Here is a 22,827-nt window from a genome sequence, read left to right on the forward strand (position 1 = left end):
GCCAGAAACATGGCGTGGGTATAGCACGCGGCTGGCCGTCTTGGCCAGCACGATACCGCCGCACACGGGTTAATTTTGCTGGTTTTTCAGTGCGATAGCCTCAAGGTACCCCGCCGATATTACCGCCCGGAATACCTCCTCTGCACCGTTCGGCGGTATCCGGCAGCTTACCGTTCGGCCGGGCATGTTCCACCGCCTTCGGCAGCTGCTGCCCCCACCGTCTCCCCCGGCACCTGCTGCAGCTCTCGGCTGTGATCGGCAGGCTCTAGCCGGTGCCGAGCCAGAACTAGCGGCTTGCCGAAGCCCCGACTGCAGGTCGCGTTCAGCCGGTCTCGATTGGCGCACGTTCGGCATGTCGTCGAGCGCCGTGCGACCTGCGCTAGAGATTTTCGAACTTCTCGATGACAAGGCTTTCGGCGCGTCCGGCCTCGGTCCATTCCCGGAATGCCGGCAGCGCCATCATCGTCTCCATATAGGCCTTGGCCTCCGGTGCGACCTCGATGGCGTAGGTGCGGAAACGGTGCACGACCGGCGCGTACATCGCATCCGCCGCGCCGAAGGCCCCGAACAGGAACGGCCCCACCGCGCCGTAGCGCTCTCGGCATTCCAGCCAGATCTGCTCGATGCGCGCGATATTGGCGCGGGCATCGGCCGACAACGCGACCGGGCGAACCGGCCGGTGCAAATTCATACCGCATTCGTTGCGCAAGGGCAGAAAGCCGGAATGCATTTCCGCGCAGATCGAGCGGGCATGCGCCCGGCTGGCCCGGTCCTCCGGCCAGAGCCTGGTTTGCGGAAAGCGCTCGGCGACATACTCGATGATTGCGAGCGAGTCCCAGACCGTGATGTCGCCATCGATCAGCACCGGCACCTTGCCGGAGCGAGTGAGGGCCAGGATGCGATCCTTGTCCGCCGGGCCGGTGTAAAGTGGAATGAACACTTCGTCGAAGGCGATGTTGCTCGCGCGCAAGGCGAGCCAGGGCCGCATCGACCATGACGAGTAATTCTTGTTGCCGATCGCAAGCTTCAGCGCAGCCATAGGAACATTCCCTTTCTGGCTCCATCATGCCACGGCGCCTGTCGCGGCTTCAACCGGCACCAATACGTCGTTGCCGCGGCTGGACTTGACGTGGCAGCTTGTCGCAAGGGGGAAGACGAGATGAGCGAGTATTGGGTCGACATCGCGGCGGTCGGGTTCTTCATTCTCGAATGGCTGGTCTACGCGATCACGCTCGAACATACCGCCTATGGGCGCGACAGCCTGTCTGCGCGCATGAACAGCTACCGCGAGGTCTGGGTCCGCCGCTTGCTCGATCGCGAGACGCGCATGGTCGACATGCAGATCATGACCTCGCTCCAGAACGGCACGGCGTTCTTCGCCTCCACGAGCCTGATCGCGCTCGGCGGCGCGCTGGCCCTGCTGCGGGCTACCAACGATGCACTCATCATCCTGAGCAAATTACCCATCGACCTCAGCCCCTCGCCGGCCTTGTGGGAACTCAAATGCGTCGGCCTGGTCCTGATCTGCGTCTACGCCTTCTTCAAATTTGCCTGGGCCTACCGGCTGTTCAACTATGTCGCGATCCTGTTCGGCGGTATGCCGCCGGCTTGCCAGCGCGACACCGCGCTGGCCGAAGCGCACGTCATCCGCACGGCGCGCCTGTTCGAGGCCGCAGGCCGGCATTTCAACCGCGGCCAGCGCGCTTTCTTCTTCGCGCTCGGCTATCTCGGCTGGTTCATCAGTCCATGGGTGCTGTTCGTCACGACAGCCGCGGTGGTGGTCGTCACCTGGCGGAGGCAATTTGCCTCAAGCGCCTGGCGCGCAATGGCGCCGTGAGATGTCTGCCCTCATGGTGAGGAGCGCGCAGCGCCGTCTCGAACCATGAGGATAAGCACCGAAATCAGGAGGCGTCGAAATCTAGCGGCGTAAAGATCAGGTCAATCACCTTCCACTCGCCATATCTGTCAGCCGGCAGCATGGTGTAGGGCTGACAGGCCTCAAGAGCGCTCTTTGCCGACTGCATCAGGATCGGCCCCTTGGCGGACGCGCTGGCCTCGATCAGGATCGGATCGGTGGCGAGCCTGCCATCGGTGTTCATCACGGCACGCAGCTTGATCATGACATTGTCTGACGGCGCGACCGAGGCGGGCAATTTTGCGCATTTGCGCAAGTGGCGGCGGAATTCAGCGATGACGCTCGACGAAAGGTCGGCGGCGGTGGAAGCCTTGGCGTCGCCGCCGTCGCTCCCCTTGTCGGCATCTTTCACCAGGGGCGGCAGTTCTTCGGGCAGCCCGAGCATGACACCGTATTTGACCGTGACGTCGGGTTGCGGCGGCGCGTAGCTCGGCGACGGGGGCGCTGGCTGCGTTTGAGGCGCGGCCTTGGCCTCGCGTCGGCCCGGAGCGGATGACGGTTGCTCCTGCGGGCGCGCCGCTTGGGGCGCCGGCTGTGGCGGCGTCGGCAGACTCAGAGCCTCCGTCTTGGCCATGGCGATGAGATCGGGTGCCGGCATCTGCTGTGCGGGCGGCGGCTCCGGCGTTTCCTTGAGGTCATCCGGCGTGACGATGTCGACCGCAACCGTTTGGGTCGGAGCGGCACGGAACGGATGCACCTCACTGAGCAAAATGATGAACGCGACCACCGACACATGCGCGATGGCCGAGGCCGCAACGTCCGTCCGTATGATCCGCCGCGCTTCCATCGCCCATCTTCTAGCAGCTATGTCCCTAGCATAGCGGGGCGAAGAGCGGCCTCAATCCCATTTCGGCGCAAAGCTGTAGTCGGTAAGCCGGCCGTTCGGGTCGGCCAGGGCGAAGATCTGGTCCATTTCCTCGTCCGACAATTCGAAATCGAAGATGTTGATATTCTCCGAGAGCCACTCGATCCGCGCGGCGCGCGGGAGCGCCACGACGTTCTGCTGCACAACCCATCTGAGGCATACTTGTGCCCGGGTCTTGCCATGCGCCTTCCCGATCCGCGCCAGCGTCTCGTCGTTCTTGATGCCGCCGTTCGCAATCGGACTGTAGGCAACCATGGCAAGGCCATGCTGCGCGCACGCCGACCTCACCTTCGACTGATCGAGATAGGGATGGTATTCGACCTGATCGCAGACCAATGGCGCGCGAGACAGGACGACGGCTTCCTCGATCAGTGCCACCGTGAAATTCGACACGCCGATATGCCTGGTCAGCCCGAGCTCCTTGGCATGCGCCAGCGCGCCCAGCGTTTCGGCGAGCGGCACATGCGGGTTGGGCCAGTGCAGCAGCAAGAGATCGACTTCGGGAAATCGCAGCTTGAACAGGCTTTCCTTGGCCGAGCGCTCCAGATCATTTGGCGCAAAATGGTTGGTCCAAATCTTGGTCGTCAGGAAGATGGAGTCGCGCCTGACCCCTGAGGCCCGGATCCCCTCCCCGACGTCGCGTTCGTTTTCATAGATTTGCGCCGTATCGAGATGGCGGTAGCCGAGCCTGAGCGCCTGTTCGACGACACGGGCGCAGGCCCGGCCGCGCAATTCCCTGGTCCCCAGCCCAAGCGCCGGGATGTTCGCACCATTGGCTTCGACGAACAGCATCGGGCTCTCCGATCGATTGTGTCGTATCATGTCCCTGCCGCACATCGCTGCCAACCACGTCTGATGACGTGCTGCGTCAAGGTGCCTCAAGCCTTGGCGAGGGCCGCAAACACCGTTTCCGGGGCGTGCGCGATCACCGCCAGCAGCGCCCGAGCCGGCCCGCGCGGTGCGCGCTTGCCCTGCTCCCAATTGCGAATGGTTTCGACCGGCACGCCAAGCCGGGCGGCGAATTCCGTCTGGGTCATGCAGGCGCGCCGGCGCAGGTCGCGCACCTCCGGCGCGGCCATCGGCTCCGCCGACGCGCCGAACGTTTCAGGCTGCAGCGGAAACTCCTTGCCGTCCCGCAGTTCGACAATCCGTCCGTCCGCCTTCAGCCGCACCCGCATGTTGGTCCTCATGCGCAAATCATCGGCCAAGCCAATTAAGGCGCGATTAACGATGGCGCGCGGCTATTTCAGCCCGAACCACATCGTGGCGATCCCGAGGAAGGAGAAGAAGCCCACGACGTCGGTGACGGTGGTGACGAAGGTTCCCGACGCCACCGCGGGATCGGCCCGCACCCGTTCAAGCGCCATGGGGATCAGGATTCCCCCGAGGGCGCCGGCCAGGAGGTTGCAGATAATCGCGAGCCCGATTACGACGCCGAGGCCCGGGATCTTGAACCAGGCAACCGCGGCAACACCCGTGATGACGGCAAAGGCGACACCGTTGACAAGGCCCACCAGGCTTTCGCGCAGAATGACGCGCATCGCGTTGAACGAGCCAAGTTCGCGCGTGGCCAGCGCCCGCACGGCGACCGTCATGGTCTGGGTCGCCGCGTTCCCCCCCTGGCTCGCCACAATCGGCGCGAGGACCGCGAGCGCGACCATCTTCTCCAACTGGCCCTCGAACAGGCCCAGGACGGACGAGGCAAGGAAGGCGGTCGCGAGGTTGACCAGCAGCCAGTTGAAACGGCCGCGCGCGATGGTCAGGACGTTATCGGACAGCTCTTCGCGGCGGGTGACGCCACCCAGCGCCTTCAAATCCTCGTCCGCCTCCTCCTCGATCACGTCGACCACGTCGTCGACGGTGATGACCCCGACAAGCCGATCCTGGGTATCGACGACGGGAGCGGCGACCAGATTGTACTTGCCGATCATGCGCGCGACCTCTTCCTGGTCGTCCAGGACGGAAACCCGGCGGCGGTTCTCGTCGGTCAAGTCGGTCAGCGGGACCGGCCGGCGCGCGCGCAGCAGCACGTCCAGCGACACCGCACCCTGCCAGTGCCGATCCTTGCCCACCACGTAGATCTCGTAAAAGCGATCGGGCAGATCCGGCGTCTCCCGCATGTAGTCGATCGCCTGCCCCACGTTCCAGTCCGGCGGCACCGCGATGAACTCGGTCTGCATCCGCCGCCCGGCCGAATTTTCCGGATAAAGCAGGCTGCGCTCGAGCGCGACGCGCTCGGAAAGGGGCAGCTTCTCCAGGATTTCGTCCTGGTCCTCCTGGTCGAGCCCTTCGAGCAGCTCGACCGCATCGTCCGATTCCAGCTCGCGAACGCCTTCGGCGACCGTCTCCGGTGGCAGTTCCTCGAGAATTTCCTCGCGGACGGTGTCGTCGACCTCGTTCAGCGCCGAGAAGTGGAAGTCCCTGCCGGTCAGCTCGACGAGGCGAACGCGGTCGTCCGGTTCGAGCGCGGCGATCAAATCGCCGAGATCGGCCTCGTGAAGCTCGGCCACGATCGTGCGCAGAAGCGTTGCATCGTTGGCCCCGATCGCATTGGCAATCTCCTGGACGAATTCTTGACGAATTTCGCCCGTTTCGTTTCGCATCGGAACATGCTCGAGTACCGAGGGCTCGGCGGATGGGGCAACGTCCAAATGCTCGTCCATGGCGCGCCTCGCCGTTTGACAGATTGGATCAACTCGTCTGAGCTATGGGCTCCCGCAATACCCACAAGGCAACGCCAAGCGCAATGATAAAGATGAATCGGCAGAAATGGACGAGGATGCTTGCCGCGGCAGCAGTGCTGACAGGCATGGCGGCGGCGCAGGCTGCCGATTGCCCGCGCAAGGACGCGCTCGGCACCTCGCGCATTCTCGCGGTCGATGGGGCGGCCTATCCTCGCGTGGGACTGAAGAGTTTCCCGCAGACGTTGCCGCTTGCCGACCACGAGGTCGTGCTCACCTTCGACGACGGGCCACGTCCGCCGAACACACAGAAGGTGCTGGCAGCGCTCGCGCGCGAGTGTGTCCGCGCCACGTTCTTCCTCGTCGGCAAGGACTCTGCCAGTTTTCCGGAACTCGTCAGGCGAACGGCGGCCGAAGGCCACACCATCGGGCACCACACCTGGTCGCACCCGATGACGTCGCGGATCTCGTTCGATCGAGCCAGGGAGGACATTGAGCGCGGTATCGCGGCGGACGAAATGGCGCTGCGCGGAGTTTCGAGCAAGACCCCCTCAACGCCGTTCTTCCGTTTCCCGTACTTCGATTCGACGCCGGCGATGCTCGACCTCCTGCAGTCGCGCGGCATCGTCGTGTTCGGAGCCGACCTGTGGGCCAGCGACTGGGAGGACATGACGCCGCGGCAGCAATTGAAGGTGGTGACTCAGCGGCTCGAGGTCGCACGAAAGGGAATCATCCTGCTGCACGACGCGCAGGCGCGGACGGCCGCCATGCTGCCCGCCTTCCTGCGCTACCTCCGCGAAAACGGCTATCGCGTGGTGCACATCGTGCCGGCGGCACAGCAAGAAAGCGCAGACGCGCATTGATGCGCGAAAGCCACGCCGCCGCAAAAACAGGGGGACGGGCCGTCAGTTGACCCTCCGTTCATGATACGGCATGCATTCTTCGAGAGTGCCGGTTCTGAACCGTCGCGGATCGATCCGAGACCAAGTTTGGAAGAAGCACAGGCGGAGGTCTAATGCAGACGGTGGTTCATGACCGGTAGCGGATGGGCTCGTTTCCAGACGCGATCCTGGATCGGCTTGTGCATTGGACTCGCGGCGTCCTCCACTGTGGGTGCGGCCCCCGCCGCCGACTGCCCCGGCCATCCGGACGCGTTGGGCACGTCGCGAACGATCGTGGTCGACCCCCGCGAACACCCGCGCATCGGCACCATGCAATATCCGGAGACGCTTCCGCTCCGGGACCATGAGGTGGTGCTGACGTTCGACGACGGGCCGCTGCCGAAGTACAGCAACCAGGTGCTCGCCATCCTTGCCGCCGAATGCATCAAGGCGACCTTCTTCATCATCGGCACGCAGGCACAGGCCAATCCGGACGGCGTGCGCAAGCTCGCCGCCGCCGGGCATACGATCGGCACGCACAGCCAGAACCATCCGCTGACGTTCCAGAAGATGCCGATCGAGAAGGCCGAGCAGGAGATCAACGACGGCATTGCCTCGACCTCGGCTGCGCTCACGGACCCGAGCACACTCACACCCTTCTTCCGAATTCCGGGCCTGCTGCGCGCGCAGGGAGTCGAGGATTATCTCGCCGCGCGCGGCATCCAGGTGTGGAGCGCCGACTTTCCCGCCGACGACTGGCGGCATGTCTCGTCTGCTCGCGTGTACCAGCTCGCCATGCAGCGGATCGAGGCGAAGGGCAAAGGCATCCTGCTGCTGCATGACATCCAGTCGCGCACGGTCGCGGCCTTGCCAAAGATTCTCCGCGACCTGAAGGCCCGCGGCTATCACATCGTGCATGTGGTACCGGCGACCGCGGAGCGGCCGGCAACGCCGACGGACCCATTGCAATGGCGCTTGCATCCGCCCGCGGAAGAGGTTTCGGTGGCGCAGTGGCCAAAGGTGCCGCATTTTGTCTTCGCCAGCGCTGAAGCCCTCCCTGCCCCGGCATGGTGGAGTCTCAGCCTGTCCAATGATCGGGTGATGGAGCCGGAGCTGTCGTTAGATCGGGCCGGACACGCGCAGACCGCACCGCAGCCGCGCGGGGCACCCTGGCCGCGGCCGGGCGCACTTCCGCAAGAGAACGCCGCTCTTACGCTGCCGATCCCGGGCCTGGACCTGTTCGACGTTCAGACCTATGCCGCGCTGCGGGTCGCTGCGGCGCAGCCGCACCGCGCCGGACAAGTGATCAGGCCCGAGAAGCAGACAAGGCTGCTATCCGCCTATCCCGGCTATGATGGGCCTCCCCAGTCCCAGGCCGCCGCGGCGGCAAGGCGCCACGCATATTTGTCCGCGAAGCGCCGGGTCGGAAAAGGCATCCACGGCGGCCATGTCGCGGGGAAGCAACCGGCACGGCATGTCAAAGAAAGGCGCGCGGCATCCGACGCGCATCGCCAGCTGAAAACGCGCTACACGCCGTTCACTGCGTCACGATCTTGACGGCGCAAAGCAGCACGATCAGCGCCAGGAAGAACAGGTCCATATAGGACTTCAGCTCGCCGTCGTGACGAAGCTTGGCCGTTTCCGCGACGAGCTGCTTGCGCGTCCCCGCTTCACCGGTGCCCTGGTGAGTCAGGGACTGAAGCCGACGCGCCTCGGTCTCCAGCCGCTCGACCTTCTGAAAGAAATAGAATGAGCGCAGCGTCGAGGCGGCCCGCATGGCGCTGTAGACCAGCACCAGGATCGCGACGATCGCCCGGTGCTGGTACTTCTCCATGAAGTTCAGGCTGAAGTAGACCATCGCCAGGAAGGTGAAGTTGACCAGGAACCGGTACGCGAAGCTTAGAAAGATCATGCTTGGCTCCGCCAATTAAGGGCAACCGACCTGGCAGTAAGTTGCGGGATTCCGCGCCGGTCGAATCTCGCTCAACCGAATCGGATCGAAGTCTATCCACCGACGTTCGGTCAACCCCAACATTGTTTGCAGGAAGCATAAGAACGCGGCGGCCTCTCCCCCAACCGACGCCATTTGGGCATTAGGCTGGACATCTTTGCATTGCAAGCGACTGCCTCAAAACAGGCCGATTGATTTGCGGCCAATGCGACCCGATCGCAGGCTGCTCGATGGCGATTCGCATCGGTTGCAGCTAGACTACGTCAGCCAGCGATGTGGGGTTGCCGATGCCGAAAAAGGGAATCACCGGCCACGACGAATGGGTTGTCACGGAGGCCTTGGCAACGGCCCTGGTCGCGCTGGAACAGCTTGATCCCAAGCACCAGCCGCGGGCTCATATGGAAGACATCCGAAAACTTCTGGCCAACGGCCGTGAACCCGCGGCCGTCAGCCTGCACCTGGCCCAGGCCAAGTGCCGGCTGTTTCCCGATGTCGATCCGCTCACCATCTACAAGGAGTATGGCATCGGCGAGGAATATGGCTGACGCGCAGCCGCATCCGGCGGCGAACCGGGCAGCTTCGAGATTGGACTTGCGGTTTGGTGCGCTCGGAGGGACTCGAACCCCCACGATTTTACTCACTGCCACCTCAAGGCAGCGCGTCTACCAGTTCCGCCACGAGCGCTGGGGAGGCCGGCTCGGGCTTGCGCCGGGCCGGATCAACGGGGCCGATGTAACAAATCGATCATGGGGGGACAAGCCTGCCGACGCCCGGAATCGCAAGGCATCCGCAACCTGGTTCCAGCTCCCTAGCGGCTGTCCGGCGACCGTGGCAGCATTTGCTTGACTTCCACGGCAATCCGATTGCGATCAATCAGCACGACGCCGCTGGCGACCGGCAGGTTGTTGGCGAGAACCTTGACCTCGTCGGCCTCGGTCGCGTCCAGCTCGATGATGGCGCCGCGGGAAAGGCGTAATACCTGATGGATGGGCATACTGGTGGTACCGAGGACCACCATCAGATCCACGGAGACTTTATCGAGGGTGGACACGTCGGCACCGCGCTACTTTGGACCGGAATTGCTGCCCCGGAGATCACCACGTTATGGTTAGCCAATGGTTAATGACCGCCAAAGCCTCGATCTGACGCCGTTTTCCGTGGCCGATGCCCGGCCTGCGGAATGGCGGATTTCGGACTCGCCCGTGCCCTACCCGGAAGCGATGACGGCCATGGAGGCCCGCGTGGCCGAGATCGCGGCCGGACGGGCGCCGGAACTGGTCTGGCTGCTCGAGCACCCGCCTCTTTATACCTCCGGCACCAGCGGCAAGGCCTCCGACCTCCTGGAGGCCCGGTTCCCTATCTTTGCGACCGGCCGCGGCGGCCAGCTTACCTATCACGGTCCGGGACAGCGCGTGGCCTATGTGATGCTCGACCTGAAGCGCCGGCGGCCGGACGTCCGGGCGTATGTGGCGGGCCTTGAGGAATGGATCATCCGCGCGCTCTCCGCCTTCAACGTGCGCGGCGAGCGGCGCGAGGATCGCGTTGGCGTCTGGGTGAAGCGTCCCGACAAGGGCGAAGGCTGCGAGGACAAGATCGCCGCGATCGGCGTGCGGCTGAAGCGCTGGGTGTCGCTCCACGGCATCGCCATCAATGTCGAGCCGGACCTGTCGCACTTCTCCGGGATCGTGCCCTGCGGCGTCGCCGACCGGCGCTACGGCGTCACCTCGCTCGTCGATCTCGGCCATCCCGTGAGCATGGCCGACGTTGACGTCGCGCTGCGCGAGGGATTTGAGGAGGTGTTCGGCCCGACTCTCATGCTCTGGCCGTCGAGTCCGTATCGTGAACCGCTGCGCAAGGCCTAGGCCCTCGCATTCGCGGGACTCGTCCGCCTCGGCCTGACACACCTCTTCATGCATCGGCGGATACCACCGCTGGAGCGTATTCGGCATTTCCGGGACCGCCACGGCGATCAACGAGTGGTTGTCCTTGTCGGCGACAACCCGATCGAGAGCGCCCTTCCCGGCCACTGTCCTTAGGTTCCTAGGCCGGACGCTGCACCACGGCGAAAGCCGACGCTCGCCCCTGCAATCCTGCGGACAGCCTTGATCGGATCGATGGCCGAGCGCTTGAGAGGCATCGTGACACCAGCGATGCGGCGCTCAGCTACGGAACCGGAACGAAATCCCGCCTTGCGCGTTTGGCCGCATCAGGCAGGGCCCTCCATGATGAAAAAGCGCGCAACTAAGGCAGGGCCCTTCATGAAGAAAAAACGCAACCAGGAGAGGGATTTATTCGAGAGTGAGCGAAGTTTCCGGCTCCTGGTGGAGGGAGTTGCAGACTACGCGCTCTATATGCTCGACCCAACCGGAATGATCACCAGCTGGAACATCGGCGGCCAGCGGATCAAGGGATATTCACCCAGCGAAATTGTCGGCCAGCATTTCTCGCGCTTCTACACCGATGCCGACCGGGCGAACGGCAAGCCGCAGCGTGCGCTGCAGATCGCCAGGGAACAGGGCCGCTATGAGGACGAAGGCTGGCGCGTCCGCAAGGGCGGACACTTCTTCTGGGCGAGCGTGGTCATCGATCCGATCTACGAGAACGGCAAGCTTGTCGGCTTCGCCAAGATCACCCGCGACATCACCGAGCGCCGAGACGCGCAGCTCAAGCTAGAGCAGATGCAGAAGCAGCTCGCCGAATCGCAGAAGTTCGACGCGTTGGGCCAGCTCACAGGCGGGGTCGCGCACGATTTCAACAACCTGCTGATGATCATCAGCGGCAGCCTTCACACGCTGAAGAAGAACGCCACTGATGATGCGAAACGCCAGCGCGCGATCACCGCGATCGAGACCGCCACGCGCCGCGGAGCCGCGCTCACCAGCCAGCTCCTCTCGTTCGCGCGCCGGCAAAGCGTCAACCCGCAACCGATCCGTTTCACTGAACGGATCGAAGGCTTGCGCGAGGTGCTCGGCGCCGGGATCGGCAGCGCCGGGAGGCTCGCTTATGAGATTGATCGCGATCTCTGGCCGGTCAAGGTCGACATCGCCGAATTTGAAACCGCGCTGCTCAACCTCGTCATCAACGCCCGCGATGCCATGCCGGCTGGCGGAACGGTCACAATCGGCGCGCGCAATGTCATCGTATCCGAGCCGCCCCATGTCGGCGACTTCGTTGCGATCAGCATCGAGGACACCGGGATCGGGATTCCGCCCGACGTGGTCGGAAAGATCTTCGACCCGTTCTTCACGACGAAACCGGTCGGCAAAGGGACGGGTCTGGGTCTGTCGCAGGTCCACGGGTTTGCCCACCAGGCCGGCGGAACGGTGAAGGTGGAGAGCGATCTCGGTAAGCGGACGAGGTTCACCATTCTGCTGCCGCGGGAGGACGCCAAACCAATGCGGGAGACCGCCGATCCCTCCATCTCAGGAGGCGCCGGGACGGTCTTGCTGGTGGAGGACAATCCCGATGTCGCCTCCGTCAGCATCAGCCTTCTGGAGCAGCTCGGCTACCGTGTCCGGCGCGTGGCCGATGCCGACGCCGCACTGAGGGAAGTGGAGCTGGACGGCATCGATCTCGTCTTTACCGACATCGTCATGCCCGGAAAGATGGACGGCCTTCGGCTCGCCCACCATCTGAAGGAGGTGCGGCCCAAACTGCCGGTCCTGCTTGCCACCGGCTACAGCGATGCCGCCGCACATGCGCGCGGCGAATTCCCGATCCTGCGCAAGCCCTACGAAATCCACGAACTGAGCGCGGCCATCGCCAAGCTGCCGCGGTGAGAGATCGCTAAATCGTCGGCAGCACGGAAAAGATCTCGCCTGCCCGGCGCAGGTCGAGATGCTGCCCATCGACCGGGACCTCGCTGACATTGTCGACGCGCGCCGACGGCGGACCCTTCCGGCATAGCGCAACCATGCTCGCGACAACATGCCCGGGACCTGCGAATAACGCTTCCACGCTGCCGTCGCGACGGTTGCGAACCCAGCCCTCGAGCCCGCTGTTGGTCGCCTGATATTCGACCCAGGCGCGGTAGCCGACGCCCTGCACCCGGCCGCGGATGGTGACGTGCAGGATGACCTCGCTCACTTCTTCAGCCCGAGAAAGTCCGCACTGCGCGCTTTCATGACGGCCTCGCGCATGACGCGGTTCGTCAGCTCGGAGGATGCGAGACCTTTGAGGTTTTTCGGCGACGTTCCCTCGCGCAGCGCTTTCAATGTCGCGTAGACCGCCTCCGTCGCTGCGGCGAACGGGGCATGTCCCTGCAGCGCGATGCGCACCCTCTGGCCGGCGAGATAGTCCGGCGCCTCCAATTCTTCGGGCGCCCCGCCCAGCACGATCGGTAATCGCGTCGCCGCGGAGATTGCTTCGAGCTCCTTGCGCGACTTGACGCCGGTGAAGAACAGGGCATCGACGCCGGTTGCTTCATAGGCCTGTGCCCGCCCGATCGCATCGTCGATGGAAGTGACCGAAGCCGCCCCGGTCCTGCCCATGATCACCAGCGACGGATCGCTGCGCCCCTCGAGCGCCGCCTTCAGCTTGCCGACGCCTTCTTCGAGCGGAATGAGCTGCGTCTTGCTCTCGCCAAAGGCCTGCGGCAGCAGCGTGTCCTCGATGGTCAGGCCTGCGGCGCCGGCCGCCTCCAGTTCCTGCACGGTGCGGCGGACGTTGAGCGCGTTGCCATAGCCATGGTCGGCATCGACCACGAACGGCAGGCTAGCGGCGCGCGACATGCGCCGCACCTGTTCGGCGAGCTCGGTCAGCGTGATCAGCGCGATATCGGGATCGCCGAGGATCGCCAGTGAGGCCACCGAACCGCCGAACATGCCGAGCTCGAAACCGAGATCCTCGGCGATGCGGATCGAGACGGCATCGTAGACCGAGGCGGGACGCAGGCAGGCAGACCCCGCCAGGATCGAACGCAATTTTTCACGGCGCTTGCGCAAAGCCATGACGCTCCTCAACAATTTCTCCGTCATTGCGAGGAGCGAAGCGACGAAGCAATCCAGACTATTTCCGCGGCAAGACTCTGGATTGCTTCGCTTCGCCCGCAATGACGGTGCAAATCAAACGCTCAGGTGAATTCGAGGATCAGGGCATCCACCGCGAGCGTTGCGCCGGGGCTTGCGTGAATCTTCTTCACGATGCCGTCGCGCTCGGCGCGCAGCACGTTCTGCATCTTCATAGCTTCGACGACGGCCAGCGTCTCGCCGGCCTTGACCTCCTGTCCCTCGCTCACCGCGATCGACACCACGAGACCGGGCATCGGGCACAGCAGCTTCTTGCCGGTGTCGGTCGCCACGGTAACGGGCATCAGGCGGGCGGAGGCGGCTTCCGTCTCGGTGAAGACGTACACCGCAACCTCGACGCCCTGGTGGAAGAGCCGGACGCCGTTCAGGATCGGGCGAACCTGGACCGCGGTGATGTGACCGTCGATCGTACCCTGCCACACCGGATCGCCGGGCTTCCAGGTCGACTGCAACAGGTGCGGCGTTCCGAGCGCGCCTCCCGCGTCAAGGAAACGGACCGCGATCGCCTCGCCCTCGCGGGCAATCTCGAGCAGGATCTCCTCGCGATCGAGCCATACCGCGCGACGCCGCTCGCGCTGCACGACGCGCCCGCCCATCTGGCCGGAGACCTGCCGCTTGCGTTCTCCGAGCACGTGGTCGATCGCGGCACCGACGGCCGCAATCCGGCGCGCCACCTCGCCTTCCGGCGGACGCACCGAGAATCCCTTCGGAAACTCCTCGGCGATGAAGCCGGTCGAGAGCGCGCCGGCGCGCCAGCGCGGATGGTGCATCAGGGCCGACAGGAACGGGATGTTGTGACGGATGCCGTCGACATAGAACGCGTCCAGCGCGGTCGACTGCGCCTCGATCGCCGCCGCCCGCGACGGGGCGTGCGTGATCAGCTTGGCGATCATCGGATCGTAGTGGATGGAGATTTCGCCGCCTTCCTGCACGCCGGTGTCGTTGCGCACGGTGATGTCGTCCTTGCTCTGTTCGGCCGGCGGACGGTATTTCACCAGCCGTCCGATCGAGGGCAGGAAGTTGCGGAACGGATCCTCGGCATAAAGGCGCGACTCCATCGCCCAGCCTGTCAACGTCACGTCCTTCTGCGCGATCGAGAGCTTCTCGCCGGCGGCGACTCGGATCATCTGCTCGACGAGATCGATGCCGGTGACCAGCTCGGTCACGGGATGCTCGACCTGAAGACGCGTGTTCATCTCCAGGAAGTAGAAGCTCTTGTCCTGGCCGGCGACGAATTCGACGGTGCCCGCAGAATCGTAGTTCACGGCCTTGGCCAGTGCGACCGCCTGCTCGCCCATCCTGCGCCGCGTGGTCTCATCGAGCAGCGGCGACGGCGCCTCCTCGATGACTTTCTGATTGCGGCGCTGGATCGAGCACTCGCGCTCGCCGAGATAGATGACGTTGCCGTGCTTGTCGCCCAGCACCTGGATTTCGATGTGGCGCGGATCGACGATGAACTTCTCGATGAACACGCGGTCGTCGCCGAAGGAGGCCTTGGCCTCGGCCTTGGCGAGGCCAAAGCCTTCCTCGACTTCCTTGGTCGAATAGGCGATGCGCATGCCCTTGCCGCCGCCGCCGGCCGAGGCCTTGATCATCACCGGATAGCCGATCGCGTCCGCAATCTTCACCGCATGCCTTCCGTCCTCGATCACGCCGAGGAAGCCCGGCACGGTCGAGACGTCGGCCTTGGCTGCCGCCTTCTTGGATTCGATCTTGTCGCCCATGGCGGCGATCGCGTCCGGATTGGGACCGATGAAGACGATGCCTGCATCCTTCAGCGCCCGCGGGAACGCCTCGCGCTCGGACAGGAAGCCGTAGCCGGGATGGACCGCTTCGGCGCCGGTCTTGCGGCAGGCGTCGACGATCTTGTCGATCAAGAGATAGCTTTCCGCGGCCGGCGGCGGCCCGATCGGGACCGCCTCGTCGGCCATTTCGACGTGCAAGGCGTCGCGGTCAGCCTCGGAATAGACGGCCACCGTCTCAATCCTCATGCGGCGGGCAGTCTTGATGATCCGGCAGGCGATTTCGCCGCGATTGGCGATCAGAATTCGTTTGAACATGCTTTTCTTGCGACCCTGGGCGGGACCCACCCCTGCCGCGAGGCTGGAAACGGGCCGTAATGCTCCCGTCGTACAGCAAAATCCGACGGAGGCAACGGTCTAAATCCCGCCCTCCCGGGTCTCAAAACCTGCCCGAACGCGGCAAGCGGCCCCTCCGCGCATGCCGATTGAGCGCTGGCAGCCGAAATGGGGCCAGTAAGTTGAGCGGTGTTTTATTACCCAACTTCCCCGCCCGCGCGGCATTGGCCAACCAGGGCCCCCACGTTCCTGGGCTGGAACAAATTCGCCGCCAGCGAGTTTGGGCTATCGGCGTCTCCCCGACGTCGAACAGGCCCTCCGCGGGGGCGGGTCTGGTTGCGGTCCTTTCCGACGGCGTTTCAGGAGATTGCGGGCAATGGCGCTCTTTCGCGTACAGCCGACCTGGGCTGATGTGGCCATCTCCGACACCGTCTCGCGCTACACCGATCCGGCATTCGAGTTCACCGGCTACGGTCGAAGCGCGGATCGCGCTGGCAGGTGTGAGCATCAATGACGAGCCCAGACGCGAGTTATCCAATCGACGAGACGATTGCCGCCGAAGGCCTGCGTCGATACCTTGAGAAGATCGCGCGCGAGCGGGACAACGCCTATCACGCATTGCAGGAACGCGAGGCAGAGCTCGCCCGCATCCAGCGCATCGGCAAGGTCGGCGGAGTCGATGTCGACTTGCGCGATGGGTTCAAGAACCGCCGTTCGCCCGAATACCTGATCATTCACGGGCTTCCGCCCGACGCCGTCCACGAGAGCCATGAGGACTGGATCAAACGTATCCATCCGGAGGATCGCGAGGCTACGGTCAAGCATTTCCTCGATGCGCTGACCGGTCAAAGCGAGGACTATGCTGCCGAGTATCGCATCATCCGGCCCAGTGACGGCGAGACGCGCTGGATCCGCGTCGTCGCCAAGATCGAGCGTGAACGCGGTGGTCGCCCGCTCCGCCTGGTCGGCGCGCATATCGACGTCAGCGACCAGATGGTGGCACAGGAAACGCTGCGTGAAAGCGAGCAGCGCTTCCGCCTGATCGCCAATAGCGCGCCGGTGCCGATCTGGGTCACCAAGCTGGATCGCCGGCGCTCCTTCGCCAACCAGGCCTATGTCGATTTTCTCGGTCTTCCCTATGAAGAAGCGCTCGATTTCGACTGGCGCGAGGCCCTTCATCCCGACGACCTGCCGCGCATTCTAAAAGAGCAGATCGAGGGCGAAAGCTCGCTCAAGCCGTTCGTGCTGGAAGCCCGTTACAGGCGCGCCGACGGCGAGTGGCGGTGGCTGCGCTCTGAATCGCAACCGCGCTGGGACGCAAGCGGCAGGCATATCGGGTTCATCGGGGTTGCCCACGACATCACCGCCGCCAAGCACGCCGAGATCGATCTGCGCCGGCTCAACGAAACGCTCGAAGATCGCATCAGGGAACGTACGGCCCAACTGGCGATCAACAAGGCGCGGCTGCGCGCGATCCTGGAGACCAGCAACCAGTACCAGGGTCTGGTAAACCTGAAGGGCGAATTGCTCTACGCCAACAAGGCGGCGTTGGCCGGAATCAAGGCCCGGCCGGACGAGGTGATCGGAAGGCCGCTGTGGGAAACGCCATGGTTCACCGCGACCGAAGGCGCGTCCAACGCTGTTCGTGACGCCTTCGAGAATGTCATGAAGGGCGAAGCGGTCCGGATCGAGAGGCGGCTTCAGCTTCCCACCGGTGAACGCTACTTCGATTTCAGCATGCGCCCCCTGCACGACCAGCATGGCCGGATTTCCGGCGCGGTACCCGAAGCCGTCGACATCACCGAGCGTCGCAGAGCCGAGGAAGCGTTGCGCCAGTCGCAGAAGATGGAGGCGGTCGGGCAACTCACGGGCGGCGTCGCGCACGATTTCAACAATCTCCTGACCATCATTCGCTCGGCGACCGATTTCCTGCGCCGCCGCGACCTGCCGGAAGAGCGGCGCCGCCGCTACGTCGATGCGATTTCCGACACGGTCGAGCGCGCCTCCAAACTGACGGCGCAACTCCTGGCCTTTGCCCGCAGGCAGCCCTTGAAGCCGGAAATCTTCAACGTCGGCACGCAGGTTGAAAACGTCGCGCAACTGGTGCGGCCGCTGGCTGGCGGCAGCATTCAGATCGAGATCGACCTCAAGGATCCCGACTGCTTCACCATCGCCGACCTCGCGCAATTCGAGACCGCGCTGATCAATCTCGCCATCAATGCGCGTGATGCGATGAATGGCGAAGGCAGGCTGAACATATCGGTCAGGAAGGTGAATGGCATCCCGAGCCTGCGGGCGCAGTCCGCCCGCAGCGGGGACTTCATTGCCGTCTCGGTCACTGACACCGGCAGCGGCATCGCCCCGCAAATCCTGGAAGCGATCTTCGAGCCGTTCTTCACCACCAAGGAAGTCGGCAAAGGGACCGGGCTCGGATTGAGCCAGGCCTTCGGCTTCGCCAAGCAGTCCGAAGGCGACATCGAGGTGAAGAGTATCCCCGGTGAGGGGGCCACGTTCACCCTTTACCTTCCGCAGGCGACGAGCCGGCCGGGCGAAGCGGTACCCGCAGCCATTTTGAGCGAGCCGGCAACGACCGGCCGTGGTCGCATCCTGGTGGTCGAGGATAATGACGACGTCGGCCGCTTCTCCACCGAGCTTCTCGACGATCTCGGCTACGTCGTGCGCCGCGTCCCCAATGCAAGCGCCGCGCTCGCCATTCTCGAGCAAGACGAATTTGCCGCCGACCTCGTGTTCTCCGATGTGATCATGCCCGGCATGAACGGTGTCGAGCTTGCCGGCATCATCCGCGAGCGCTATCCCGGGCTGCCGGTGGTGCTGACCAGCGGCTACAGCAACGTGCTTGCGGAGAACGCCCATCGTGGCTTCGAACTGATCCAGAAGCCCTATTCGGTAGAATCGCTGTCGCGAATCCTGCGAAAGGCGATGGCGCGGAAGGTCTCGGCCGTACCTTGATCCGACACCTGCTCTCGGCGCGGTGCCGCTCGTGAACTTGCCATCGCAAAGCGCGATGCGATAGTCACGGGCAAACCGCCGGGAGAACACGTGCCATTCGCGCCACACGACGCCGCCTTTACCTGGGGCATCATCGCCCTGTCGACCACCGGCGTGATCATCCGGCCCTTCCGCCTGCCCGAAGCGGTCTGGGCCCTGCTTGGCGCCGCCGCGCTGGTCGCCTTTGGCCTCTTGCCCTGGCGCGATGCGATCGAGGGCGCGCGCAAGGGAGTTGACGTCTATCTGTTCCTGATCGGCATGATGCTGATCGCCGAACTCGCCCGGCGCGAGGGCCTGTTCGACTACCTCGCCGCGCTCGCGGTCGAGCACGCGCGCGGCTCGCCGCAGCGGCTGTTCCTCCTGGTCTACCTGGTCGGAACGCTGGTCACCGTACTGCTTTCCAACGATGCCACCGCGATCGTGCTGACGCCAGCGGTCTATGCCGCAACGCGCGCCGCGGGCGCAAAGCCCCTGCCCTATCTGTTCGTCTGCGCGTTCATCGCCAATGCCGCCAGTTTCGTCCTGCCGATATCCAATCCGGCCAATCTGGTCGTGTTCGGCGCGCGCATGCCGCCCCTGTTCGAATGGCTGCGCCAGTTCGCGCTGCCCTCGCTCGCCTCCATCCTCCTCACCTACGCCCTGCTGCGCCTGACCCAGCGCCGCGCTCTGAAAGAGGAAAGCATCGAGCGGAGCGTGCCGCGGCCGAAACTCAGCCGCGGCGGCCGATTGACCGCCTACGGCATCGTCGCCATCGGCGTCGTGCTGGTCACGGCCTCGGCGCTCGACGTGCAGCTTGGCCTGCCGACCTTCCTCTGCGGCACGATTACCGCGGCCGCCGTGCTTTTCCTCAGCGGACAATCACCCAGGCCGGTCCTGAAGGGCGTGTCCTGGAGTGTGCTGCCGCTCGTCGCTGGGTTGTTCGTCATGGTGGAGGCGCTGGCGCGAACCGGCGTGATCGGACATCTCAGCGAGATGCTGCAGGGGGCGGTGGCGCAGTCCGTTCCCGGCGCCGCCTGGAGCGTCGGCCTCGCCACCGCAATCGTGGACAACATCGCCAACAACCTTCCAGTCGGCCTGATTGCGGGTTCGGTCGCGGCCAGCGACCACCTGCCGCCCCAGGTCGTCAGCGCCATCCTGATCGGAGTCGACCTCGGGCCGAACCTGTCGGTCACCGGCTCGCTGGCGACGATCCTCTGGCTGGTGGCGCTTCGCCGCGAAAAGCTCGAAGTCGGCGCCTGGCACTTCCTGAAGCTCGGTCTCCTGGTGACGCCACCGGCGCTGATCGCGGCGCTCGCCGCGGCGATCTGGTAGGGGCGCCCTTACGCGGCGCGAACCGTCTCCAGGAACCTGTGCACTTCGGCGCGGAGATGCTCGGACTGCTTGGAGAGTTCGCCGGCGGCGCTCAGCACATCCGAGGCCGTTCCACCAGCATCTTTCGCTGCCTGTGTCACTTCGATGATGTTGGCCGAGGCGGCTTGCGTGCCGGCGGCGGCCTGCTGGGCGCTACGCGAGATCTCGTTGGTCGCCGCGTTCTGCTCCTCAACGGCCGCGGCGATCGCGGTCGAGATCTCGGTCATGGATCTGATGATCGTGGTCACGCTGGAGATGGTTGCCACCGAATCGGAAGTCGACTTCTGAACCTCGCCGATCTGGGCGGCGATGTCGGCCGTTGCCTTCGCCGTCTGTTCGGCCAGGCCCTTCACTTCGGATGCCACTACGGCAAAGCCGCGCCCTGCGCTTCCGGCCCGGGCGGCTTCGATGGTCGCGTTCAGCGCGAGCAGATTGGTCTGCGATGCGATGCTGTTGATCAGCTCGACGATCGTCCCGATCTTCTGCGCCGATTCCGAGAGCTGATCGATGCGCTTCGCCGCATCATCGGCCTCGTGCGCCGCTTTGCCGGCGATGCCGGCGGATTCATTCACGCGGCGGCTGATCTCTGCGATCGAGCTGGACATCTCCTCGGCGGCCGCGGCGACGGCACTCACGCTGGTGGTGGCGCCCGACGATGCCGTCGCCGCCACATCTGCCTGCCCCGTGGTCTGCTGGGTCGCAGCCTGCAAATGCTGGGCGGAGGCCTGCAGCTCCGTGGCAGCCGATGCCACGACGTTGACGACCGCGCCGATGGCGGCTTCGAAATCGTCAGCCAATTTATCCAGCACCGCCCTGCGTTCGCGCCGGCCGGCTTCAATGTAGACGGAGATGGCAATATCCATGTCGAGCATGGCCGCCTTGATCAGGGCCCTTTGAATCCTGAGCGCTTTCTGGCTGCTCTTGCGGTCGAAAAAGCCGCCTGACATCTTCAACGCAACAGCCTCGATCAGGTCCGTGACCAGCGCATTGTACCCGCCGATGTACCAGCGCGGCTCGAGCCCCAGCCTGTTGTGGACTTCGCCGATCTTGGTCACCGAGATTTCGTAGCTCTCGTCGAAGCGACCGTCCATGATGATCTGCCAATGCTTCAGCTGCATTTGCTTGGCATGCATCATGTGTTCGCGGTTTCTGAAGAACCGCGAGGTCTCCGGGAACTTGCCGACATGATCGTAAAACCGGTCGAGGATCGCAGGCATCGCTTCCTGGACGACGTCGCGCGCTTCGCGCAGCGCCTCGATGGCTTCCTTATCGATGCGGTTGAACGCCAGGCGCTGCGCGATTCCAGTTTGGTTGCTCATGATACCTGTTCCTCGGCGGTCCGCCCGTTGCGGTCCGACTCGCATCGTCCAGCCCTCCGTCGGGCGCAGGATGGCGCGCGGCGTGAGCGCCGCATGAACAAAGTAATGAGAGAGTTCGCTTACTTTCTTCTTAAGGATACTTCATCCTAGGGAGATGCCCTTGCACGGCGCACAACTCCAGATGCGCGCAAAACCCGTTGTTTTACGGGGATTGGCATTCGACGAGCGCTTTTTTTACCGGTGGTCTGCCGGCTCAGCCGATCTTATTTCACGCGCCGCTTGACCTCGCGAACGGCGCCGCGGGCCGCGCTGGTCGTCAGCGCGGCATAGGCTTGCAGCGCGGTGGAAACAACGCGCTTGCGGTTCGCCGGCTGCCACGCCGCATCGCCCCGCGCCACTTCAGCCGCGCGCCGACGCACCAGCTCCTCTTCCGATACCTCCAGGCTGATGCTGCGATTCGGAATATCGATCGAGATGCGATCGCCGTCGCGGACGAGACCAATGTTGCCGCCTTCCGCAGCTTCCGGCGACAGATGCCCGATCGACAGTCCTGACGAGCCGCCCGAGAAACGACCGTCGGTCACGAGCGCGCAGGCTTTGCCGAGCCCCACCGATTTCAGATAGCTGGTCGGATACAGCATCTCCTGCATGCCGGGTCCGCCGCGCGGGCCCTCATAGCGAATGACCACGACTTCTCCGGCCTGCACCTTGCCGCCGAGAATGCCGTCGACCGCCGCTTCCTGGCTCTCGAACACGCGGGCAGGCCCCGCGAATTTCAGGATCGAGGCGTCGACGCCCGCCGTCTTCACGATACAGCCGTCCTGGGCGAGGTTGCCGTACAGCACCGCCAGCCCGCCGTCCCGGCTGAAGGCATGCTCCATGTCGCGCACCACGCCCTTCTCGCGATCGAGATCGAGCTCGTCGTAGCGCCGCTCCTGGCTGAAGGCGATAGTGGTCGGCACGCCGCCGGGAGCAGCGCGGTAAAACTGCCGCACGGCATCGCTCTTGCTCCGCCGGATGTCCCAGCGCTCCAGCGCCTCGCTGAGGGTCGCGGTGTGCACGGTAGCAACGGAAGTATCGATCAGTCCGGCTCGCTCCAGTTCGCCGAGAATGGCCATGATGCCACCGGCGCGATGAACGTCTTCGACGTGCACGTCGGCGACGGACGGCGCCACCTTGGACAGCACGGGAACACGGCGCGACAGCCGGTCGATGTCGCGCATGGTGAAATCAAGCTGCGCCTCCTGCGCCGCGGCGAGCAGATGCAGGACCGTGTTGGTCGAGCCGCCCATCGCGATGTCCAGCGTCATCGCATTCTCGAATGCCTTGAAGTTGGCGATGTTGCGCGGCAGCACGGAAGCGTCGTCCTGCTCATAGTATCGCCGCACCAGGTCGACGATGGTGTGTCCGGCCTCGACGAACAGGCGCTTGCGGTCGGCGTGCGTCGCGACCACTGTCCCGTTGCCGGGCAACGCGAGCCCCATCGCCTCGGTCAGGCAGTTCATCGAGTTGGCCGTGAACATGCCCGAGCACGACCCGCAGGTCGGACAGGCCGAGCGCTCCATCACCTGGACGTCGGCGTCGCTCACCTTGGAGTCCGCGGCCGCGATCATGGCGTCGATCAGGTCGACGGCCTGCTCCTTGCCGTGCAGCTTGACCTTGCCGGCCTCCATCGGTCCGCCCGACACAAAGACCGAGGGAATGTTGAGCCGCAGCGCGGCCATCATCATGCCCGGCGTGATCTTGTCGCA

Annotated in this window: 21 protein-coding genes and 1 tRNA gene; 9 read left to right on the plus strand and 13 right to left on the minus strand. The window is 64.5% G+C overall.

The window, feature by feature from the left end:
* Positions 1 to 379: 379 nt before the first annotated feature.
* Positions 380 to 1,039, minus strand: a complete 660-nt coding sequence (locus HY852_RS24245; RefSeq protein ID WP_291607431.1) for a glutathione S-transferase family protein — start codon at positions 1,037 to 1,039, stop codon at positions 380 to 382.
* Between the two features lie 120 nt (positions 1,040 to 1,159).
* Here HY852_RS24245 and HY852_RS24250 point away from each other — a divergent pair, with 120 nt between their 5' ends.
* The gene (locus HY852_RS24250; protein WP_291607432.1) at positions 1,160 to 1,837 is read left to right on the plus strand and encodes a DUF599 domain-containing protein; all 678 of its coding nucleotides are present in this window, start codon (positions 1,160 to 1,162) and stop codon (positions 1,835 to 1,837) included.
* 64 nt (positions 1,838 to 1,901) lie between these two features.
* On the opposite strand, the gene HY852_RS24255 is transcribed toward HY852_RS24250, so the two are convergent.
* From HY852_RS24255 to mgtE, 4 genes are all read right to left on the minus strand, one after another.
* The gene (locus HY852_RS24255) at positions 1,902 to 2,702 is read right to left on the minus strand and encodes a hypothetical protein (protein WP_291607433.1); all 801 of its coding nucleotides are present in this window, start codon (positions 2,700 to 2,702) and stop codon (positions 1,902 to 1,904) included.
* A 51-nt stretch (positions 2,703 to 2,753) separates the two neighbouring features.
* Positions 2,754 to 3,572: an aldo/keto reductase gene (locus HY852_RS24260; RefSeq protein ID WP_291607434.1), complete on the minus strand. Its 819-nt coding sequence runs from the start codon at positions 3,570 to 3,572 to the stop codon at positions 2,754 to 2,756.
* 86 nt (positions 3,573 to 3,658) lie between these two features.
* The gene (locus tag HY852_RS24265; protein WP_291607435.1) at positions 3,659 to 3,958 is read right to left on the minus strand and encodes a helix-turn-helix domain-containing protein; all 300 of its coding nucleotides are present in this window, start codon (positions 3,956 to 3,958) and stop codon (positions 3,659 to 3,661) included.
* Between the two features lie 63 nt (positions 3,959 to 4,021).
* Positions 4,022 to 5,443 carry a magnesium transporter gene (gene mgtE, locus HY852_RS24270; protein ID WP_291607436.1) on the minus strand — a complete coding sequence of 474 codons (1,422 nt, stop codon included), beginning with the start codon at positions 5,441 to 5,443 and terminating at the stop codon, positions 4,022 to 4,024.
* Between the two features lie 83 nt (positions 5,444 to 5,526).
* On the opposite strand from mgtE, the gene HY852_RS24275 reads away from it, so the two are divergent.
* Together HY852_RS24275 and HY852_RS24280 are read left to right on the plus strand one after the other, a co-directional pair.
* Positions 5,527 to 6,324, plus strand: a complete 798-nt coding sequence (locus tag HY852_RS24275) for a polysaccharide deacetylase family protein (protein WP_291607437.1) — start codon at positions 5,527 to 5,529, stop codon at positions 6,322 to 6,324.
* 168 nt (positions 6,325 to 6,492) lie between these two features.
* Positions 6,493 to 7,899, plus strand: a complete 1,407-nt coding sequence (locus HY852_RS24280) for a polysaccharide deacetylase family protein (RefSeq protein ID WP_291607438.1) — start codon at positions 6,493 to 6,495, stop codon at positions 7,897 to 7,899.
* Here the strand turns inward: HY852_RS24280 and HY852_RS24285 are convergent.
* Positions 7,880 to 8,254 (minus strand): hypothetical protein, encoded by a 375-nt coding sequence (locus HY852_RS24285; protein ID WP_291607439.1) that lies wholly within the window; start codon positions 8,252 to 8,254, stop codon positions 7,880 to 7,882. The two genes, HY852_RS24280 and HY852_RS24285, sit on opposite strands and share 20 nt — an antisense overlap.
* Before the next feature lie 326 nt (positions 8,255 to 8,580).
* Between HY852_RS24285 and HY852_RS24290 the strand changes: the two genes are divergently transcribed.
* Positions 8,581 to 8,838, plus strand: coding sequence for a hypothetical protein (locus HY852_RS24290; protein WP_291607440.1), 258 nt, complete (start codon positions 8,581 to 8,583; stop codon positions 8,836 to 8,838).
* Between the two features lie 54 nt (positions 8,839 to 8,892).
* On the opposite strand, the gene HY852_RS24295 is transcribed toward HY852_RS24290, so the two are convergent.
* Both HY852_RS24295 and HY852_RS24300 read right to left on the minus strand, forming a co-directional pair.
* Positions 8,893 to 8,977: transfer RNA gene (locus HY852_RS24295), tRNA-Leu, on the minus strand.
* 124 nt (positions 8,978 to 9,101) lie between these two features.
* Positions 9,102 to 9,344, minus strand: coding sequence for a FliM/FliN family flagellar motor switch protein (locus HY852_RS24300; RefSeq protein ID WP_291607441.1), 243 nt, complete (start codon positions 9,342 to 9,344; stop codon positions 9,102 to 9,104).
* A gap of 64 nt (positions 9,345 to 9,408) precedes the next feature.
* On the opposite strand from HY852_RS24300, the gene lipB reads away from it, so the two are divergent.
* Together lipB and HY852_RS24310 are read left to right on the plus strand one after the other, a co-directional pair.
* Positions 9,409 to 10,155, plus strand: a complete 747-nt coding sequence (lipB, locus tag HY852_RS24305; RefSeq protein WP_291607442.1) for a lipoyl(octanoyl) transferase LipB — start codon at positions 9,409 to 9,411, stop codon at positions 10,153 to 10,155.
* Positions 10,156 to 10,551: 396 nt separating this feature from the next.
* The gene (locus HY852_RS24310) at positions 10,552 to 12,072 is read left to right on the plus strand and encodes a PAS domain-containing sensor histidine kinase (protein WP_291607443.1); all 1,521 of its coding nucleotides are present in this window, start codon (positions 10,552 to 10,554) and stop codon (positions 12,070 to 12,072) included.
* A gap of 7 nt (positions 12,073 to 12,079) precedes the next feature.
* Here HY852_RS24310 and HY852_RS24315 read toward each other — a convergent pair whose 3' ends face one another.
* From HY852_RS24315 to HY852_RS24325, 3 genes are all read right to left on the minus strand, one after another.
* A complete protein-coding gene (locus tag HY852_RS24315) occupies positions 12,080 to 12,379 on the minus strand; it encodes an acylphosphatase (protein WP_291607444.1) in 300 nt (99 codons plus the stop codon).
* The gene (locus HY852_RS24320; protein ID WP_291607445.1) at positions 12,376 to 13,242 is read right to left on the minus strand and encodes an isocitrate lyase/PEP mutase family protein; all 867 of its coding nucleotides are present in this window, start codon (positions 13,240 to 13,242) and stop codon (positions 12,376 to 12,378) included. The genes HY852_RS24315 and HY852_RS24320 overlap by 4 nt, the downstream gene beginning before the upstream one ends.
* Positions 13,243 to 13,364: 122 nt before the next feature.
* Positions 13,365 to 15,380 (minus strand): acetyl/propionyl/methylcrotonyl-CoA carboxylase subunit alpha, encoded by a 2,016-nt coding sequence (locus tag HY852_RS24325; RefSeq protein ID WP_291607446.1) that lies wholly within the window; start codon positions 15,378 to 15,380, stop codon positions 13,365 to 13,367.
* Between the two features lie 394 nt (positions 15,381 to 15,774).
* Here HY852_RS24325 and HY852_RS24330 point away from each other — a divergent pair, with 394 nt between their 5' ends.
* The 3 genes from HY852_RS24330 to HY852_RS24340 all read left to right on the plus strand — a co-directional run bounded on the left by HY852_RS24330 (position 15,775) and on the right by HY852_RS24340 (position 19,718).
* Positions 15,775 to 15,912: a hypothetical protein gene (locus HY852_RS24330; RefSeq protein WP_291607447.1), complete on the plus strand. Its 138-nt coding sequence runs from the start codon at positions 15,775 to 15,777 to the stop codon at positions 15,910 to 15,912.
* Entirely contained in the window at positions 15,909 to 18,368 is a 2,460-nt protein-coding gene (locus tag HY852_RS24335) for a PAS domain S-box protein (protein WP_291607448.1), read from the plus strand. The genes HY852_RS24330 and HY852_RS24335 overlap by 4 nt, the downstream gene beginning before the upstream one ends.
* A 90-nt stretch (positions 18,369 to 18,458) precedes the next feature.
* The gene (locus tag HY852_RS24340; protein ID WP_291607449.1) at positions 18,459 to 19,718 is read left to right on the plus strand and encodes an arsenic transporter; all 1,260 of its coding nucleotides are present in this window, start codon (positions 18,459 to 18,461) and stop codon (positions 19,716 to 19,718) included.
* A gap of 8 nt (positions 19,719 to 19,726) precedes the next feature.
* Here HY852_RS24340 and HY852_RS24345 read toward each other — a convergent pair whose 3' ends face one another.
* Together HY852_RS24345 and ilvD are read right to left on the minus strand one after the other, a co-directional pair.
* Positions 19,727 to 21,076 (minus strand): globin-coupled sensor protein, encoded by a 1,350-nt coding sequence (locus HY852_RS24345; protein WP_291607450.1) that lies wholly within the window; start codon positions 21,074 to 21,076, stop codon positions 19,727 to 19,729.
* Positions 21,077 to 21,339: 263 nt separating this feature from the next.
* A partial coding sequence (gene ilvD / locus HY852_RS24350) for a dihydroxy-acid dehydratase (RefSeq protein WP_291607451.1) occupies positions 21,340 to 22,827 on the minus strand: 1,488 nt, incomplete at its 5' end.

The organism is Bradyrhizobium sp. (assembly GCF_016213215.1).
GTDB lineage: Bacteria > Pseudomonadota > Alphaproteobacteria > Rhizobiales > Xanthobacteraceae > Bradyrhizobium.

Bases quoted from the DNA above. Each gene is read 5' to 3' on its own strand.
- HY852_RS24245 (WP_291607431.1), bottom strand. From the start codon at position 1,039: ATGGCTGCGCTGAAGCTTGCGATCGGCAACAAGAATTACTCGTCATGG.
- HY852_RS24250 (WP_291607432.1), top strand. From the start codon at position 1,160: ATGAGCGAGTATTGGGTCGACATCGCGGCGGTCGGGTTCTTCATTCTC.
- HY852_RS24255 (WP_291607433.1), bottom strand. From the start codon at position 2,702: ATGGAAGCGCGGCGGATCATACGGACGGACGTTGCGGCCTCGGCCATC.
- HY852_RS24260 (WP_291607434.1), bottom strand. From the start codon at position 3,572: ATGCTGTTCGTCGAAGCCAATGGTGCGAACATCCCGGCGCTTGGGCTG.
- HY852_RS24265 (WP_291607435.1), bottom strand. From the start codon at position 3,958: ATGCGGGTGCGGCTGAAGGCGGACGGACGGATTGTCGAACTGCGGGAC.
- mgtE (WP_291607436.1), bottom strand. From the start codon at position 5,443: ATGGACGAGCATTTGGACGTTGCCCCATCCGCCGAGCCCTCGGTACTC.
- HY852_RS24275 (WP_291607437.1), top strand. From the start codon at position 5,527: ATGATAAAGATGAATCGGCAGAAATGGACGAGGATGCTTGCCGCGGCA.
- HY852_RS24280 (WP_291607438.1), top strand. From the start codon at position 6,493: ATGACCGGTAGCGGATGGGCTCGTTTCCAGACGCGATCCTGGATCGGC.
- HY852_RS24285 (WP_291607439.1), bottom strand. From the start codon at position 8,254: ATGATCTTTCTAAGCTTCGCGTACCGGTTCCTGGTCAACTTCACCTTC.
- HY852_RS24290 (WP_291607440.1), top strand. From the start codon at position 8,581: ATGCCGAAAAAGGGAATCACCGGCCACGACGAATGGGTTGTCACGGAG.
- lipB (WP_291607442.1), top strand. From the start codon at position 9,409: ATGGTTAATGACCGCCAAAGCCTCGATCTGACGCCGTTTTCCGTGGCC.
- HY852_RS24310 (WP_291607443.1), top strand. From the start codon at position 10,552: ATGAAGAAAAAACGCAACCAGGAGAGGGATTTATTCGAGAGTGAGCGA.
- HY852_RS24320 (WP_291607445.1), bottom strand. From the start codon at position 13,242: ATGGCTTTGCGCAAGCGCCGTGAAAAATTGCGTTCGATCCTGGCGGGG.
- HY852_RS24325 (WP_291607446.1), bottom strand. From the start codon at position 15,380: ATGTTCAAACGAATTCTGATCGCCAATCGCGGCGAAATCGCCTGCCGG.
- HY852_RS24330 (WP_291607447.1), top strand. From the start codon at position 15,775: ATGGCGCTCTTTCGCGTACAGCCGACCTGGGCTGATGTGGCCATCTCC.
- HY852_RS24335 (WP_291607448.1), top strand. From the start codon at position 15,909: ATGACGAGCCCAGACGCGAGTTATCCAATCGACGAGACGATTGCCGCC.
- HY852_RS24345 (WP_291607450.1), bottom strand. From the start codon at position 21,076: ATGAGCAACCAAACTGGAATCGCGCAGCGCCTGGCGTTCAACCGCATC.